A 13,826-nucleotide genomic window follows, 5' to 3' on the forward strand; every position below is an offset into this window, starting at 1 on the left:
GGCTCGAAGGCTCTGCTCATCGGGCGCTCCTGTCGCTGTCGTGGAAAACCGCTCAGGATCTCAGATCCGCAACCGCCACGCCCCATAGAATCTTGTTCCGCCCATCCACGCGAACACCGCCGGCTGAAGACAGAGCGGCGGTATCGGGTGCGAAATGCCGCTATCTTCAGTGTTCGCATGGATGGCCGGGTCAAGCCCGGCCATGACGGAACCGTTACGGCAAGAACGGCAACGGTCGCGCGACCCGCGACGGCCCCCCACGAAAACGGCGCCCGCAGGCGCCGCTCTCTTCATCCGTCGGGCGGCCCGCCTCAGGAGGCGGCGGCGCCGTTCAGCACGGTGACGGCGCGGCGGTTCTGCGTCCAGCAGGATTCGTCGTTGCAGGTCGCCACCGGGCGCTCCTTGCCGTAGGAGATGGTGCGCATGCGCCCGGCCGGGATGCCCTGCGCCATCAGATAGTCGCGCACCGCCTGGGCGCGACGGGCGCCGAGGGCGATGTTGTACTCGCGGGTGCCGCGCTCGTCGGCATGGCCCTCGACGGTGATGGTGTAGCGCGGATATTGCCGCAGCCACTGCGCCTGCTTGGAGAGCGTCGACTGGGCCTGGCCGGTGAGGTCCGACTGGTCCTCCAGGAAGAAGACGCGGTCGCCGACGTTGACGACGAAGTCCTGCTGGCTGCCCGGCCGCGCCACCCCGCCCGCGCCCAGTCCGCCGGCGCCGTCGAGGCCGCCATTGGCCGCGGTGTTCTTGGCGCAGGCGCCCAGCGCCAGGACGGTGGACAGCACGGCCACAAAGCGCAGGCCGCGCACGATACGCAGGGAATTGAGCATTCCGGTCACTCCTCGGGGGGCTCGAATGTGGTGAACGAGGATTAGCGAAGCGCGGTTAATCGAAGGTTCTGGAAACTCTGCCCGCAGGCCGCACGACCGCGTCACAGCCCTGCAACGGGTCTCGATCGATGGCTTTCAACGACCGTGGTTAATGGAATGCTAACCAAATCGGGCGGCAAGGTGGCCGCCGGGCGGCAGCCCCGCGACGGCGCGCCAGCGCCGCTGACTGTTGCATAAATGCATCACTCGCGGCAGTGGTCCGCGGCGGCGCGCTCCTGTAGATCAGAGGCATGATTTCCCAGAAAGCCCGCTATGCCTTCAAGGCGCTGTTCGCCCTGGTCCGCGCCGGCGACCGCGTGGTGCAGGCCCGCGAGATCGCGAGCACCGAGCAGATCCCGCAGAGCTTCCTGGAGCAGATCCTGCTCGATCTGCGGCGCGGCGGCCTCGTCGGCAGCCGCCGCGGCAAGGTCGGCGGCCACTACCTGGTGAAGGACCCGGCCGAGATCAGCTGCGGCCAGGTGCTGCGCCTGATCGACGGGCCGATCGCCCCGCTCCCCTGCCTCTCCAAGACCGCCTACCGCCGCTGCGACGACTGCCGCGACGAGCGGGCCTGCGCCGTCCGCCACCTCTTCGCCGACGGCTATGCCGCCATGATCGGCGCGCTCGAGAACGCCTCCCTGCTGGAAGCCTCGCGCCGGGCCGACGGCACGGCCGCAGCCGAGACCATCATCGCCGGCGCCTATATCTGAGCGGCGGCCACGACGGCAGGCCGATCTATATTGACAATTCCGATCGACATTATCGAAGGTACCGGCACCTTCCCTTCCCGGAGCTGCCCATGTCGCTTCCCTTCCCCATCGGCCGCCTGGCGCGGCTGGCGCTGGCGGCCGGCCTTGCCGCAGGCCTGGCCGGCGCCGCGCCCGCCGCCGAGCTGCTCAACGTCTCCTATGATCCGACGCGCGAGCTCTACAAGGAGATCAACACCGCCTTCGCCGCCAAATGGAAGGCCGAGACCGGCGAGGACGTCACCATCCGGCAGTCGCATGGCGGCTCCGGCAAGCAGGCCCGCTCGGTGATCGACGGCCTCGAGGCCGACGTGGTGACGCTGGCGCTCTCCAACGACATCGACACCATCGCCAAGGAGACGGGCAAGCTGCCGGCGACCTGGCAGGCGCGCCTGCCGCACAATTCCGCGCCCTATACCTCGACCATCGTCATCGTGGTCCGCAAGGGCAACCCCAAGGGCATCAAGGACTGGGCCGACCTCGCCAGGCCCGGCCTCAGCCTGGTCGCCGCCAATCCCAAGACCGGCGGCGGGGCGCGCTGGAACTATCTCGCCGCCTGGGGATCGGCCATCGCCGCCGGCGGCGACGAGGCCAAGGCCCGAGAGCTGGTCGCCGGCATCTACCACAACATGGCGGTGCTCGACAGCGGCGCCCGCGGCGCCACGGTGAGCTTTGCCCAGCGCGAGATCGGCGACGCCCTGATCGGCTGGGAGAACGAGGCCTTCCTGATGCTGAACGAGTTCGGCGCCGACAAGTTCGAGATCGTCGTGCCTTCGGTGTCGATCCTCGCCGAGCCGCCGGTGGCCGTCATCGACGCCAATGTCGACGCCAAGGGCACGCGGAAGGAGGCCGAGGCCTATCTGAGCTTCCTCTACACGCCGCAGGCCCAGAAGATCATCGCCCGCAACTATTACCGCCCGATCGACGCCGCGGCCGCCGATCCCGCCGACACCGCCCGCTTCCCCAAGCTGAAGCTCATCACCATCGACGACCCGATGTTCGGCGGCTGGGCCAAGACCCAGGCCAAGCACTTCGCCGACGGAGGCATCTTCGACCAGATCTACAAGCCGAAGGGGTGAGGTCGAGGCGCTCCGAAGAACGCACGCGACGCCTGCCGATCCCCTCCCCCTTGCGGAAGGGGAATGGCTGACGTCGAGCTTCGCCGGCCGACCCGGGTCACACGCCTCACCCCTCCCGAACCGCCCCGCGCCCCCTCGCGTTGTGTTTTGCGAAGATTGCACGCCGGCGATCGGCTTTTTCCGGCATCCGGGCCCAGAAGAGAAAATCCTTTTCGAATCCCGGCACTTCCGCCCGTCCCGCGACGATTCTCTTCCCCGGTTGGGAAAAGTTGATGTTGACAATGTCGACTGAGTTAGTCGACATAAGGCTCGACACCGCTTCTCGGGGGACTGCCATGACCGTCTCGTTCCGTTTCGCCCGCCTGCGCGACCTCGTGCTGGTCGTGCTCGCCTTCGGCTTCGTCGTCTGGCTGACGCTGGGCGCCCATGCGGCCGACCTGCTCAACGTCTCCTATGATCCGACGCGCGAGCTCTACAAGGCGCTGAACCCGGTCTTCGCCCAGAAGTGGAAGGCTGAGACCGGCGAGGACATCACCATCAAGCAGTCGCACGGCGGCTCGGGCAAGCAGGCCCGCTCGGTGATCGACGGGCTCGACGCCGACGTCGTCACCCTGGCGCTCGCCGCCGACATCGACGCCATCGCCGAGATCTCCAAGAAGATCCCGGCGAACTGGCAGTCGCGCCTGCCGCACAATTCCGCGCCCTACACCTCCACCATCGTCTTCGTGGTCAAGAAGGGCAATCCGAAGGGCATCAAGGACTGGGACGACCTGATCAAGCCCGGCGTCGCCGTGATCACCCCGAACCCGAAGACCTCGGGCGGAGCGCGCTGGAACTATCTCGCCGCCTGGGCCTATGCCTCGCACAAGTTCGGCGGCGACGAGGCCAAGGTGCGCGAGTTCATCACCGCCCTGTTCAAGAACGTGCCGGTGCTCGACAGCGGCGCCCGCGGCGCCACCGTCAACTTCGCCGAGCGCGACCTCGGCGACGTGCTGATCTCCTGGGAGAACGACGCCTTCCTCGCGGTCAACGAGTTCGGCCCCGACAAGTTCGAGATCGTGGTGCCGCCGACCTCGATCCTGGCCGAGCCGCCGGTCTCGATCGTCGACGGCAATGTCGACGCCAAGGGCACGCGCAAGGTGGCCGAGGCCTATCTGAGCTTCCTCTACACGCCGCAAGCCCAGAAGATCATCGCCCACAACTACTACCGCCCGATCGACGAGGCCGCCGCCGATCCCGCCGACCTCGCGCGCTTCCCCAAGATCAAGCTCGTCACCATCGACGACCCGATCTTCGGCGGCTGGACCAAGACGCAGGCCACCCATTTCGGCGACGGCGGCATCTTCGACCAGATCTACAAGCCGAAGTCCTGACGCGGCGAAAGGGCTTCGGCTCGGAGGCGTTCACCACGAAGTCCGGAGACCTTCCCTCTCCACCGACTTCGAACCTGCGGCCGGCTCGCGCCCGGCCGCTTCTTTTTAGCCTTGCATCCCGGCCGCGCCTGGAGAACCCTCCGCGCCGGATGCATCAGGAGGCCTCTTGATGGCATCGACCCTGGCGGCACCGGCCGCGCCCGCCGGCCGGCTGTTCCCGGGCGGCCTGGTCAAGCCGAGCGCCCTGCCCGGCTTCGGTCCAGCGCTCGGCTATACGCTGGCCTATCTCGGCCTGATCGTGCTGATCCCGCTCGGCGCGCTGGCGCTCAGGGCGAGCGGCCTCGGCCTCTCCGGCATCTGGGCCATCGCCCGCGACGGCCAGGTGGCGGCGGCGCTCAAGATCACCTTCGGCATCTCGCTGGCGGCGGCGCTGGTCAACGTCGTGTTCGGCCTCATCGTCGCCTGGGTGCTGACCCGCTACGACTTCCCCGGCCGCCGCCTGCTCGATGCCGCCGTCGACCTGCCCTTCGCCCTGCCGACCGCGGTCGCCGGCATCGCGCTGTCCTCGCTCTATGCCGGCAACGGCTGGGTCGGCTCGCTGCTCGCGCCCTTCGGCATCAAGGTCGCCTACACCCCGCTCGGCATCGCCGTGGCGCTGGTGTTCATCGGCCTGCCCTTCGTGGTGCGCACCATCCAGCCGGTGCTGGCCGACCTCGACAGCGAGGTCGAGGAGGCCTCCGCCTCGCTCGGCGCCGACCGGCTGACCACGGTCGGGCGCGTGGTGCTGCCGCCGCTGATCCCGGCCGCCCTCACCGGCTTTGCCCTCGCCTTCGCCCGGGCGGTCGGCGAATACGGCTCGGTGATCTTCATCGCCGGCAACATCCCCTATGTCTCGGAGATCGCGCCGCTGGTGATCGTGCAGAAGCTGGAGGAGAACAACTACGCCGCCGCCACCGCCATCGCGGTGATCATGCTGCTGATCTCCTTCGCCATGCTGCTGCTGATCAACCTGGTGCAGGCCTGGAGCCGCAGGAGGTCCGGCCATGTCTGAGCTCGCCATTCCGCTCTATCGCGAGCCGCCGGTCACCCGCGAGCACCGCGTCACCACCGAGACGCGCTGGGTGCGCCTGGCGCTGATCGGCGTCGCCGTCGCCTTCCTCGGCCTGTTCCTGGTGCTGCCGCTGGTCTCGGTGTTCTACGAGGCGCTGCGGCGCGGCTTCGGCCCCTATGCCGCCGCGGTCGCCGACGCCGACACCCTGTCCGCCATCCGCCTCACCCTGCTGATCGCCGCCATCGCCGTGCCGCTCAACCTCGTCTTCGGCGTGGTCGCGGCCTGGTGCGTCGCCAAGTTCGACTTCAAGGGCCGGAGCCTGCTGGTCACCCTGATCGACCTGCCCTTCTCGGTCTCGCCCGTCGTCTCCGGCCTGGTCTACGTGCTGCTGTTCGGCGCCCAGGGCTATTTCGGTCCCTTCGTCAAGGCGCACGGCATCCCGATCATCTTCGCCGTGCCCGGCATCGTGCTGGCGACGATCTTCGTCACCTTCCCCTTCGTTGCCCGCGAGCTGATCCCGCTGATGGAATCCCAGGGCAAGGCCGACGAGGAGGCGGCGCTGACGCTCGGCGCCTCGCCCTGGCGCATGTTCCTCACCGTGACGCTGCCCAACATCAAATGGGGCCTGCTCTACGGCGTGCTGCTCTGCAATGCCCGCGCCATGGGCGAGTTCGGCGCCGTCTCGGTGGTCTCCGGCCACATCATCGGCGGCACCAACACCATGCCGCTGCACATCCAGATCCTCTACGAAGGCAATGATTCCGTCGGGGCCTTCACCGTCGCCTCGCTCCTCGCCCTGCTCGCCCTGGTCACGCTCGTGCTCAAGACCGCCCTGGAATGGCGCTATGGGGACGAGCTGGCCGCCGGCCGCAAACATTGAAAGGGTCCGCCATGGACATCCGCATCCAGGGCATCGCCAAGACCTACGGCCAGTCGCCGGCCCTGCACGGCGTCGACCTCGACATCCGCTCGGGCGAGCTGATCGGCCTGCTCGGCCCGTCCGGCTCCGGCAAGACGACGCTGCTGCGCATCATCGCCGGGCTGGAGAGCCCGACATCGGGCAAGATCTTCTTCGGCCAGGACGACGCCTCGACCCGCACCGTGCAGGAGCGCCGTGTCGGCTTCGTCTTCCAGCACTACGCCCTGTTCCGGCACATGACGGTCGCCGACAACGTCGCCTATGGCCTCGCCGTGCGCCCGCGCCGCGAGCGCCCGTCCCGCGCCGAGATCGCCCGGCGCGTGGCCGAGCTGCTCGACCTCGTCCAGCTCGGCAGCTTCGGCGGGCGCTTCCCCGGCCAGCTCTCCGGCGGCCAGCGCCAGCGCGTCGCCCTCGCCCGGGCGCTGGCGGTCGAGCCCAAGGTGCTGCTGCTCGACGAGCCCTTCGGCGCCCTCGACGCCAAGGTGCGCAAGGACCTGCGCCGCTGGCTGCGCGAGATCCACGACAAGACCGGCCATACCACCGTCTTCGTCACCCACGACCAGGACGAGGCGCTGGAACTGTCCGACCGCATCGCCGTCCTCGACAAGGGCCGCATCGACCAGCTCGGCGTGCCCGACGACATCTACGACCATCCCGCCTCGCCCTTCGTCTTCGGCTTCATCGGCGAATCGAGCCGCGTGCCGGCCGTCGTCGCCGACGGCCGCGTCCTGGTCGACGGCACGCCGCTCGGCTTCGACGCCGCGGGCCTGCCCGACGGGCCGGCGACGCTGTTCGTGCGCCCGCACGACGTCGCGCTGGCCGAGGCCGGGCACGGCACGCTGAACGGCATCGCCGTCGCCCAGCGCCGGGCCGGCGCCACCCGCCGCATCGAGGTGGCGGTCGGGGCGCAGCACACCGTGATCGAGGCCGACCTGCCGGCCGCGCGCCAGGGCGAGATCGGCAAGCCGATCGGCCTGCGCCTCCTCGGCGGCAGCGTCTTCGCCGTCTCCGGCGCGGTGCGTCATTTCCGCACGGCGCCGAGCGCCGACGCCGTGGTGGTGCGCCCGAGCGTGTTCGGGCGGGCGGGATAGAGCCCGCTTCGCCCTTCGCCAGCCTTTCCTCGGCCCGCCGCAATCTCCAAAGCGTTTTGCGATTTGGCGGAATCGCCAAGCGTCGCAAAGACGCGTCGAAACAAGGAACTAGAGCAAAGCAGCGTTTCCGTCCAAACGCGCTTTGCTCTAGTGTGCGGCGCTCCCCGTCCCACGCAGGTTGCCGTGCTCGCTCGTCTGAGGATCGACCCCTTCACCGTCGCCATCGTCGCCGCCGTGCTGCTGGCCAGCGTCCTGCCCGTCACCGGCCAGGCGGCGCATGCCTTCGGCATCGCCACGAACCTCGCCATCGCGCTCCTGTTCTTCCTGCACGGCGCCCGCCTGTCGCGCGAGACGGTGATCGCCGGCGCCACCCATTGGCGGCTGCATCTCACCATCCTCGCCTGCACCTTCGTGCTGTTCCCGGTCCTCGGTCTCCTCTTCAACACGGTGCTGCCCTCGGTGCTGACGCCGGCGCTGGCGACGGGCCTGCTCTATCTCTGCGTGCTGCCCTCCACCGTGCAGTCCTCCATCGCCTTCACCTCGATCGCCCACGGCAACGTGCCGGCCGCGGTCTGCGCCGCCTCGGCCTCGAATATCCTCGGCATGTTCCTGACGCCGCTGCTGGTCGGCCTGCTGTTCCACACCGCCGGGGTCGGCTTCTCCGCCGACGTGCTCGTGACCATCCTGCTGCAGCTGCTGCTGCCCTTCGTCGTCGGCCAGGCGCTGCAGCCCTGGATCGGCGACTTCGTGCGCAAGCACCGCAGGGCGCTGAGCTTCGTCGACCGCGGCTCGATCCTGATGGTGGTCTATCTCGCCTTCAGCGAGGCGGTGGCCAACAATCTCTGGCACCAGTTCTCGGCAACGGCGCTCGCCGGCATGGCCGCCGCCGACCTGGTGCTGCTCGGGCTGGTGCTGACCATCAGCACCTGGGTCAGCCGGCGCCTGGGCTTCTCCCGCGAGGACGAGATCACCATCGTGTTCTGCGGCTCCAAGAAGAGCCTCGCCAGCGGCGTGCCCATGGCCAACGTCATCTTCGCCGGCCAGAACATCGGCGCCATCGTGCTGCCGATCATGCTGTTCCACCAGGCCCAGCTGATGGCCTGCGCCTGGCTGGCCCGCCGCTACGCCGAGCGCTGGGCCAAGCGGCAGGAGGTCGCCGCGGCGGAGTAGGCGGGCCCCGATCTCCGCCGCCCCTCGCTTCCCTGGGCTTGAGCAGCAGCACTCAGGAGTATATACTCTTGCATATACTCCTGAGTGCTGCCATGTCCGAAACCCGCATCGCGAAACTGTTCAAAAACGGGGCCAGCCAAGCCGTCCGCCTGCCGGCGGAGTTCCGCTTCGAGGGTGACGAGGTTTACATTACCCGCGATGAACGGACCGGTGACGTCATCCTGTCGAAACATCCGGGAGCCCGGGCCTGGGCTGATTTCTTCGAGCTGATGAAGACGATTGACGTTCCCGCCGACTTCATGGCGGAGCGCCCGATGAACACCCTGCCGGTCGAACGCGATCTTTTCGCCGACGAGGCGTGATCGTGCTCCACATGCTCGATACCGACATGGCCAGCTACCTCATCAAGGGACGCTCGCCTGCCGTTGCCGCCAGGGCCGCCGAGATCGCTCCTGCCGATTTGTGCATTTCAATAATCACGCGCGCCGAACTCCTCTACGGATTGAAACGACTGGCGCCGGATCACCGCCTGCATCTCGGCGTCCGACGCTTCCTGAACCTCGTTCGGACTCTGTCCTGGGATGCCGAGGCCGCCAAACATTACGCGGATATCCGCCACAGGCTGGTGTCATCCGGTCAGCCGATCGGAGAGCTCGACATGATGATCGCCGCGCATTGCCTGTCGGCCGGCGCGGTCCTCGTGACCAACAACATCCGGCACTATGATCGGATCGGCAGCCCGTTGGTCCTGATCAACTGGGCAACCGGGCAAGCCTGACGCGGCCGCCCTGCCCTCACCGTCCGCTGCGCAACCGCTCCACCAGCTCCGGCGTCGGATAGGAATCGGCCGGCAGGCCGAACTTCAGCTGCGCCTTCTTGACGCCGTCCCGCGTCACGGCGCCGAGCTTGCCGTCGACCTCGCCGACCTCGTAGCCGCCCTTGACGAGCAATTGCTGCAAGGCCTTGATCTCGCGGTAGTCCATCGGCGCCACCGGGCCGTTGCCGCGCGACACCGCCGGGGCGCCGGACAGCCGCGTGGCGAAATAGGCGGCGGTGGTGGCATAGATCAGCGACTGGTTCCATTTGAGATAGACGCGGAAATTGGGGTAGGCGAGGAAGGCCGGGCCGTTGCGCCCCATCGGCAGCAGCAGCGAGGCCGGCATGGCGTCGGCGGGCAGCGCGCCGCCCGCCGCCTTGACGCCCCAGGCCGCCCATTGCGAGCGCGGATGCTCGATGGCGAGGTCCGCCTCCTCCCACCGCATCTCGGCCGGCACCCGCACCTCCTGCAGCCAGGGCTGGCCGCGCTGCCAGCCCAGGCTCGCCAGGAAATTGCCGGCGGAGGCCAGGGCGTCGGGCGTCGAGCGGATCAGGTCGCGCCGGCCGTCGCCGTCGAAGTCGACGGCATATTTGACGTAGTAGGAGGGCTGGAACTGAAACTGCCCGAGCTCGCCGGCCCACGGCCCGACCATCTCGGCCGCGGTCAGGTCGCCGCGCTCGATGATCTCCAGCGCATCGAGGAGCTCGGCCCGGAACATCTGCGGCCGGCGGCAGTCATAGGCGAGCGTCGCCAGCGAGCGCAGCGTCGGCAGGTTGCCCATGACCGCGCCGAAATCGGTCTCCAGCCCCCAGAACGCCGCGATGACCGGCGCCGGCACGCCGTATTGCTGCTCGATGCGGGCGAAGATCCGGGCATTGGCCTTCATCAGGCTCGCCGCCTTCTGCAGCCGGTATCGCGCCACCATGCGGCCGGCGAACTCCAGGAAGGTCTGGGAGAACACGCTCTGGCCGCGGTCGCGCGACACCACGGCAGGATCGAAGGTGATGCCGTCGAGCGCCGCGGCGATCGTGCCCTGCGAGATGCCCTTGGCCGCCGCCTCCTGCCGCACGCCCTGCAGCCATGGCGCGAAGGGCTGCGGCTGGCAGCTCGCCGCCTGCGCCGGGCCGGCCGCCGTGGCGAAGGCGAGGAGCGCGCCCGCGACCAGTCCCCCTCCGATCCGTCCCATCCTCGGCCTCCCCTGCCGCCTCTCCTGCCGGCCCTTCGGGCGCGGGGTCTCCACGGCCTATTTCGACAGGAGCGGCGACCAGGCCGGATCCGAGGCGAAGCCGGGCGTCGGCACGCGCTGCTCGGGGAAGCCCATGATCGAGATCTGCCAGAGCTGCGGCCCCTGGCCGAGGTCGCGGAAGAACATCAGGTAGAGCCCGTTCGGCGCCCAGGTTGGCCCCTCGTTGTGGAAGCCCTCGGTCAGCACGCGCTCGCCCTTGCCGTCCGGGCGCATGACACCGATGGCGAACTTGCCGGCGGCCTGGCGGGTGAAGGCGATGAGGTCGCCGCGCGGCGACCAGACCGGCGTGGAATAGCGCCCGTCGCCATAGGAGATGCGCTGGGCGTTGGAGCCGTCCGCGCCCATCACGTAGATCTGCTGGTTGCCGCCGCGGTCGGATTCGAACACGATCTGCGAACCGTCCGGCGAATAGGACGGAGCGGTGTCGATCGAGGAATCGTTAGTGAGCTGCTGCACGGCGCGCGACTGCAGATCCATCGCATTGATGTTGGCCGAGCCGTTCTGCTCCAGGCTCATGATGACCCGCCGCCCGTCCGGCGAGAAGCGCGGCGAGAAGGTCATGCCCGGGAAATTGCCGACCACCTCGCGCTGGCCGGTCTCGATGTTCAGGAGGTAGACGCGCGGGTCCGACTGCCCGAACGACATGTAGGTCACTTCCTGGTTGGTCGGCGAGAAGCGCGGCGTCAGCACCAGGTCGTCGCCGCGGGTGAGGTAGCGCACATTGGCGCCGTCCTGATCCATGATGGCGAGGCGCTTGCGCCTCGCCTCCTTGGTGCCGGATTCGTCGACGAAGGCGATGCGCGTGTCGAAGCAGCCCTTCTCGCCGGTCAGCGCCTCGAAGATGGCATCGGCGATGATGTGGGAGATGCGCCGCCAGTTGCCGGGATCGGCGAAATATTGCTGGCCGGCGATCTGCTGGCCCGAGGCGATGTCCCACAGGCGGAACTGCGCCCGAAGGCGCCCGTCGCCCTCCTTCGACACGCGCCCGGCCACCAGGGCCTGGGTGTTGATCACCCGCCAGTCCTGGAAGCGCGGCGCCGCGTCGGGGTTGGTGACCTGCTCGATGAAGGCCTTGCGGTCCACCGGCTGGAACAGGCCGGAGCGCTTGAGGTCGTTGGTGATCACCCCCGACACGTCGGTGCCGGACTTGTCGCCGGCGACGAAGTCGGTGACGGCGATCGAGATCGGCTGGATCGAGCCTTGGGTGATGTCGACATGCAGGCGCCCGCTCTCCTGGGCACGCGCAGGAGAGCGGAAGCCGACCGCGGCGGCAGCGGCCATGCCCGAAAGGAAGGTTCGGCGGGTGGGGATGAGGAGGGTCATCATCGGGCTCGGAAGGACTGTCGCGGCCGTCGCCGGTCTAGACATGAGGGTCGAAGGTGATCTCGATCGCTTTCCAGGAGGCATAGAGATCGGGCGGAAGTTTGAGCGGATCCTCGGCGGTGACGCAACGTTCGACGGCATTGACCGCAGCTTTCGCAAGCGCCGGCCCGTCGGGCGTCGCAGGATATTGCAGAACCTGCGGCTTGCCCGCCAACATACCGTCCCTGTTTAGGTCGACGGCGAGGAGCACCCGGTACGCGCCAGTCGCATGCGGCGGATTCCAGCACCGGACGACGTGCCGTCGGATTGCCGCTGCGATTTCAGGCCGATCCCTCGGCCCCATTGGAAAGGACGCTCCCTCCTGGCATCCCAGCAGGGCGGCCGCCGCCATGGCGGCAGTCACGGCCATGCCGAACAGCCGCCACCGGCGCGCCGGTTTCCGCGTCGTCACGACCGGAGCCATCCAACCCGCCATCAGCCGCCCATCTCGCGCGGGTCGAAGGTGACCTCGATCTCCTTCCAGCCGGCATAGAGATTGGGCGGCAGCTTCAGCGGGTTGGTCTCGGTGACGCAACGCAGCACGGCGCGCATCGCCGCATTGGCCGCCGCCGCACCCTGCGGCCCTGCCCCGTACTGGATCACGACAGGCTTGGCCGAGAGTGTGCCGTCGAGATTGAGATCGAACTGCATCGTCGTGATCAGCTTGCTCGGGTCCGCCGCCGGCGTCGGGCTCCAGCACTTGCCGACATGATCCTTGATCGCGCCGGTCAGCGCATTGCGCTCCGACAGCGACAGCTTGACCGAGGTGCCGCGCGCCGAGCCGAGCGCGGCCGTCGTCGAAGTCTGCGCGTCCGCCCTGGCGGCGCGGGCCGGCGGCTCCTTGCTGGCAAGGGCCGCGGCGGGCGAGCCCGGCTTGCTGCCGAGCAGCTTGCTGATGTCGGCGACGTTGAACTCGCGCTGCTTTTCCGCCGGCTTCGCCGGCTTGCTGTCCTGAGCCTCGGCCAGGGCCTCGGCGGCGAGCTTGGCGAGCTGGTCGGCCGCCTTCTTGTCGACGGGCTTGGCCTGGGCCGGCTTGTCCACCGGCTTGGGCGGGTCGGGCTTCTTCTCCTGGTCGACCGGCTTGTCCTGGTCGAGCGCCTTCAGGGCGAGCTCGTCCAGCTTCTGCGTGTCGGCCTTCGGGATCGGCTTCGGATCGGGCTTGGGCGGCTCGACCTTCTTGGGCTCGGGCTTGGGCGGCTCAGGCTTGGGCGGCTCGACCTTGGCCACGGGCTTCGGCGGCTCGGGCTTGGCCGGCTCGGCCTTGGCGGGCTGCGAGGGCGGCGGATCGGGCTGCTTCGGCGGCTCCGGCGGCGGCGCCGGCTCGAGCTTGGCCTCCTGCTGGGGCTCGGGCGTCGGCGGGCGCGTCGGCGGCAGGGCGACGGCCTCGCGCTTGACGGTCTCGACCGGCGTCTCCTGCACGGGCGTCGCTTCCGCCACCTTGTCGGCGCGGGTCTGCGGCTTCTCCTGCGGCTTGGCCGTCTTCTCGCCCTTGGTGAGGGCGTCGAACTGCTGCTGGGTCATGATGTCGACCGGCAGGCTCTCCACCGCCGGCGGCAGGGGCTCCGCCCCGGGCAGGGCGAACAGCGCCGCTGCCAGGAGCAGGGCGTGCGTCGCCGCCGAGACGGGAAGCCCGTAGTCCTTCATGATCCCTTACTTCTCCGGGTCGGTGATCAGCGCGACCTTCTTGAAGCCGGCGCCGGAGATCCGGCCCATCACCTGCATCACCTGGCCGTAATTGACGGCCTTGTCGCCGCGCACGAAGACGCGCTCGTCATAGCCGGCCTGGGCGATGGAGGTGAGCCGCGGCACCACCTCGTCGAGCGAGACCTTGGTCTCCTGCAGATAGATGTCGCCCTTGCCGTCGACGGAGATCGTGAGCGGATCCTTGTCCTGGTTGAGGGCGTTGGCCTCGGCCTTGGGCAGGTCGAGCGGCACGCCGGCGGTGAGCAGCGGCGCCGCCACCATGAAGATGATCAGGAGGCACAGCATCACGTCGATGAACGGCGTCATGTTGATGTCGGCGATCGGCCCCTTGCGACGCCCGCGCTTGCGCCGGCCGCCGGATCCGCCACCCGTACTCGCAACACTTGCACCCATCGTTCA

At 68.8% G+C, this 13,826-nt stretch carries 15 protein-coding genes; 9 read left to right on the forward strand and 6 right to left on the reverse strand.

Annotated features, from left to right (window positions below; all coding sequences use genetic code 11):
• Positions 1-311: 311 nt before the first annotated feature.
• Positions 312-830 (reverse strand): peptidoglycan-associated lipoprotein Pal, encoded by a 519-nt coding sequence (gene pal / locus QO011_RS37180; RefSeq protein ID WP_307284041.1) that lies wholly within the window; start codon positions 828-830, stop codon positions 312-314.
• A 290-nt stretch (positions 831-1,120) separates the two neighbouring features.
• On the opposite strand from pal, the gene QO011_RS37185 reads away from it, so the two are divergent.
• The 9 genes from QO011_RS37185 (at position 1,121) to QO011_RS37225 (ending at position 9,076) form a co-directional block, all read left to right on the forward strand.
• On the forward strand, positions 1,121-1,579 hold the full coding sequence (locus tag QO011_RS37185) for an RrF2 family transcriptional regulator (protein WP_307284044.1): 459 nt from the start codon (positions 1,121-1,123) through the stop codon (positions 1,577-1,579).
• Between the two features lie 89 nt (positions 1,580-1,668).
• Positions 1,669-2,694 carry a sulfate ABC transporter substrate-binding protein gene (locus QO011_RS37190; protein ID WP_307284047.1) on the forward strand — a complete coding sequence of 342 codons (1,026 nt, stop codon included), beginning with the start codon at positions 1,669-1,671 and terminating at the stop codon, positions 2,692-2,694.
• A gap of 335 nt (positions 2,695-3,029) precedes the next feature.
• A complete protein-coding gene (locus QO011_RS37195) occupies positions 3,030-4,067 on the forward strand; it encodes a sulfate ABC transporter substrate-binding protein (protein ID WP_307284050.1) in 1,038 nt (345 codons plus the stop codon).
• A 169-nt stretch (positions 4,068-4,236) separates the two neighbouring features.
• Positions 4,237-5,118: a sulfate ABC transporter permease subunit CysT gene (gene cysT / locus QO011_RS37200; RefSeq protein WP_307284053.1), complete on the forward strand. Its 882-nt coding sequence runs from the start codon at positions 4,237-4,239 to the stop codon at positions 5,116-5,118.
• Positions 5,111-5,998, forward strand: a complete 888-nt coding sequence (cysW, locus tag QO011_RS37205) for a sulfate ABC transporter permease subunit CysW (protein ID WP_307284056.1) — start codon at positions 5,111-5,113, stop codon at positions 5,996-5,998. Before cysT ends, cysW begins: the two co-directional genes overlap by 8 nt.
• Before the next feature lie 11 nt (positions 5,999-6,009).
• Positions 6,010-7,128: a sulfate/molybdate ABC transporter ATP-binding protein gene (locus tag QO011_RS37210; RefSeq protein ID WP_307284058.1), complete on the forward strand. Its 1,119-nt coding sequence runs from the start codon at positions 6,010-6,012 to the stop codon at positions 7,126-7,128.
• A gap of 183 nt (positions 7,129-7,311) precedes the next feature.
• Positions 7,312-8,298, forward strand: coding sequence for a bile acid:sodium symporter family protein (locus tag QO011_RS37215; protein WP_307284061.1), 987 nt, complete (start codon positions 7,312-7,314; stop codon positions 8,296-8,298).
• A gap of 92 nt (positions 8,299-8,390) precedes the next feature.
• Entirely contained in the window at positions 8,391-8,660 is a 270-nt protein-coding gene (locus QO011_RS37220; protein ID WP_307284063.1) for an antitoxin, read from the forward strand.
• 11 nt (positions 8,661-8,671) lie between these two features.
• Positions 8,672-9,076 (forward strand): type II toxin-antitoxin system VapC family toxin, encoded by a 405-nt coding sequence (locus tag QO011_RS37225; protein ID WP_307284312.1) that lies wholly within the window; start codon positions 8,672-8,674, stop codon positions 9,074-9,076.
• A gap of 16 nt (positions 9,077-9,092) precedes the next feature.
• On the opposite strand, the gene QO011_RS37230 is transcribed toward QO011_RS37225, so the two are convergent.
• The 5 genes from QO011_RS37230 to tolR are packed head-to-tail and all read right to left on the reverse strand — an operon-like array spanning position 9,093 to position 13,820.
• Entirely contained in the window at positions 9,093-10,301 is a 1,209-nt protein-coding gene (locus QO011_RS37230; protein WP_307284066.1) for a lytic murein transglycosylase, read from the reverse strand.
• A 57-nt stretch (positions 10,302-10,358) separates the two neighbouring features.
• The gene (gene tolB / locus QO011_RS37235) at positions 10,359-11,684 is read right to left on the reverse strand and encodes a Tol-Pal system beta propeller repeat protein TolB (RefSeq protein ID WP_370882069.1); all 1,326 of its coding nucleotides are present in this window, start codon (positions 11,682-11,684) and stop codon (positions 10,359-10,361) included.
• 37 nt (positions 11,685-11,721) lie between these two features.
• Complete coding sequence (gene tolA, locus QO011_RS37240) at positions 11,722-12,147, reverse strand: cell envelope integrity protein TolA (protein WP_307284068.1); 426 nt, start codon at positions 12,145-12,147, stop codon at positions 11,722-11,724.
• Positions 12,148-12,158: 11 nt separating this feature from the next.
• Positions 12,159-13,367: a cell envelope integrity protein TolA gene (gene tolA, locus QO011_RS37245; protein WP_307284071.1), complete on the reverse strand. Its 1,209-nt coding sequence runs from the start codon at positions 13,365-13,367 to the stop codon at positions 12,159-12,161.
• 6 nt (positions 13,368-13,373) lie between these two features.
• The gene (gene tolR / locus QO011_RS37250) at positions 13,374-13,820 is read right to left on the reverse strand and encodes a protein TolR (RefSeq protein ID WP_307284074.1); all 447 of its coding nucleotides are present in this window, start codon (positions 13,818-13,820) and stop codon (positions 13,374-13,376) included.
• Positions 13,821-13,826 lie beyond the last annotated feature (6 nt).

The organism is Labrys wisconsinensis (genome assembly GCF_030814995.1).
GTDB classification, from domain to species: domain Bacteria; phylum Pseudomonadota; class Alphaproteobacteria; order Rhizobiales; family Labraceae; genus Labrys; species Labrys wisconsinensis.

Excerpts from the sequence above, each read along its gene's own strand:
- pal (WP_307284041.1), bottom strand. The coding sequence starts at position 830 with ATGCTCAATTCCCTGCGTATCGTGCGCGGCCTGCGCTTTGTGGCCGTG.
- QO011_RS37185 (WP_307284044.1), top strand. The coding sequence starts at position 1,121 with ATGATTTCCCAGAAAGCCCGCTATGCCTTCAAGGCGCTGTTCGCCCTG.
- QO011_RS37190 (WP_307284047.1), top strand. The coding sequence starts at position 1,669 with ATGTCGCTTCCCTTCCCCATCGGCCGCCTGGCGCGGCTGGCGCTGGCG.
- QO011_RS37195 (WP_307284050.1), top strand. The coding sequence starts at position 3,030 with ATGACCGTCTCGTTCCGTTTCGCCCGCCTGCGCGACCTCGTGCTGGTC.
- cysT (WP_307284053.1), top strand. The coding sequence starts at position 4,237 with ATGGCATCGACCCTGGCGGCACCGGCCGCGCCCGCCGGCCGGCTGTTC.
- cysW (WP_307284056.1), top strand. The coding sequence starts at position 5,111 with ATGTCTGAGCTCGCCATTCCGCTCTATCGCGAGCCGCCGGTCACCCGC.
- QO011_RS37210 (WP_307284058.1), top strand. The coding sequence starts at position 6,010 with ATGGACATCCGCATCCAGGGCATCGCCAAGACCTACGGCCAGTCGCCG.
- QO011_RS37220 (WP_307284063.1), top strand. The coding sequence starts at position 8,391 with ATGTCCGAAACCCGCATCGCGAAACTGTTCAAAAACGGGGCCAGCCAA.
- QO011_RS37225 (WP_307284312.1), top strand. The coding sequence starts at position 8,672 with ATGCTCGATACCGACATGGCCAGCTACCTCATCAAGGGACGCTCGCCT.
- QO011_RS37230 (WP_307284066.1), bottom strand. The coding sequence starts at position 10,301 with ATGGGACGGATCGGAGGGGGACTGGTCGCGGGCGCGCTCCTCGCCTTC.
- tolB (WP_370882069.1), bottom strand. The coding sequence starts at position 11,684 with ATGACCCTCCTCATCCCCACCCGCCGAACCTTCCTTTCGGGCATGGCC.
- tolA (WP_307284068.1), bottom strand. The coding sequence starts at position 12,147 with ATGGCTCCGGTCGTGACGACGCGGAAACCGGCGCGCCGGTGGCGGCTG.
- tolA (WP_307284071.1), bottom strand. The coding sequence starts at position 13,367 with ATGAAGGACTACGGGCTTCCCGTCTCGGCGGCGACGCACGCCCTGCTC.
- tolR (WP_307284074.1), bottom strand. The coding sequence starts at position 13,820 with ATGGGTGCAAGTGTTGCGAGTACGGGTGGCGGATCCGGCGGCCGGCGC.